Here is a 1,481-nt window from a genome sequence, read left to right as displayed (position 1 = left end):
AACTCTTCCGGATAAGGCTTGGGCACAGCGGCATCCTTCCCACCCGCCCTACAGGGCAAGCCAGTTCAGATGTCACCCGATCGTGCAGCAGACCCGTCTTCGCAGTCCGTCTCCTCGATGCCCTGGACGGCAACGGGCCGCACGTACGAAGCCACGACGGCCGCACGCTCCTCAGCGCCTGAGATGCTCAGGCCGCCAGCCAGGCTTGTCGATGTCGGGCGACGCTGTAGATCTCCTCAACCTGGGCGGCAGACAGAACGCCGGTGAGCGGAGCCAAGGCCGAAACTTCGCGCTCGCGATACACCCTCACCGTCAGCTGTGTGGCCACGACCTTCAGGTCGGTGACGCCGACGAAGACCAGGACTGGCTCAACTGGCACGGCATAGCCGCAGTGGCGCTCAAGCACCCGTTGGACACGTTGGGCCTCTGCCCGACTCTTGCGGGCGTATGGCTCGGCCCGGCCGTGATTGACCTTGACGGCATCGTCACCGACCCAGACCGCCTTGTTCGGATGGTGCTTGGTGTTGATGCTGAACACCCCGCCCGGCCCGATCAGCAAGTGGTCGAGGTCCACGTCCCGGGGCAGCGGTACGGAGTGCAGCACCCGCCACCCTTTGCGCCCGAGGCGATCTAGTTCGGCGCCCACACGCCGCTCCCCCGCTAAGCCCTTACGCCACGAGTCCCCAGCGGCGGGACGTCGCAGGAGCCGGGCAAGTAACCGGGTGACAGGACCTGCGGTCTCCGTCGCGAGCCGCTTCTGCAGCTCCCTGCCCGGAGGGTTTGGGGCGAGGTCGTCGTCTGGACTCAGCGGCGGCAGGGCAGAGGTCTGGCGCGGTGCCATGCGCCCGGATGCCGGCGCCTGGTCCAGGCTGAGTAAGTGCTGCTGCAGCGTGGCGATTACGAGATCTTCGTACCGACTGAGCAGGACAGTGATCCGGCCCGTCTTGCAGTCGGCCCATCCGGCGGCTGTGCCATCAGGAAGGCTGGCGTACAGACGATCGTGACCGTGCCTCTTCCAGCGTGTGACTGTCAGCTCGACCATGGTCCCCCCCCTGAGACTCGTCAGCATCGATGCCGTCATGCCAACAGCGGGAGGGCCCGGCCACAAGAGCGCGATCGGGATAGAACTTTCCCTACTTCATCAAGCCCCGGCTGCGCTGCGCTCCGCCGGGCGCGCTCCCGGCTCCGCTGCGGGCGCCGCTCCTGCCTCCGGCCCGCTCCGCCCGCGCTGCGCCGACGCGCGCCCACGTGTGGATAGGGCTGGTGGCCATGAGTCGAGCACCAGAAAGCGCGGTCACGGTCAGAACAGTGCCTCCGGCGGGGGATCGGCCGGCACCGGGATGGAGGGGGCGCCGTTCCCGGCTGCGGGTCCGTAGAGGCGGGCGCGGGGTGCTCCCATCCCGTACACCGTCGACCCAGGCAGAGCCGAGCAGACGCGGCCCATGGCGTCCAGGTCGTTCGTACAGTAGCGCGCTCCACCT

The 1,481-nt window shown here is 68.1% G+C and carries 2 protein-coding genes and 1 pseudogene; 1 reads left to right on the top strand and 2 read right to left on the bottom strand.

The window, feature by feature from the left end; genetic code table 11:
• Positions 1-95: 95 nt before the first annotated feature.
• Positions 96-182, top strand: a pseudogene (locus tag ABZ471_RS48640) (NUDIX hydrolase); the annotation flags it as partial.
• Positions 183-187: 5 nt separating this feature from the next.
• Here the strand turns inward: ABZ471_RS48640 and ABZ471_RS48635 are convergent.
• Positions 188-841: a nuclease-related domain-containing protein gene (locus ABZ471_RS48635; protein ID WP_359075615.1), complete on the bottom strand. Its 654-nt coding sequence runs from the start codon at positions 839-841 to the stop codon at positions 188-190.
• 459 nt (positions 842-1,300) lie between these two features.
• On the bottom strand, positions 1,301-1,481 hold a 181-nt coding region (locus ABZ471_RS48630), incomplete at its 5' end, for a hypothetical protein (RefSeq protein WP_359075613.1).

It is taken from the genome of Streptomyces sp. NPDC005728 (genome assembly GCF_040630895.1).
Classification (GTDB): Bacteria; Actinomycetota; Actinomycetes; order Streptomycetales; family Streptomycetaceae; genus Streptomyces.
This window is presented reverse-complemented; position numbering and strand designations above follow the sequence as displayed.

Bases quoted from the DNA above. Each gene is read 5' to 3' on its own strand.
- ABZ471_RS48635 (WP_359075615.1), bottom strand. From the start codon at position 841: ATGGCACCGCGCCAGACCTCTGCCCTGCCGCCGCTGAGTCCAGACGAC.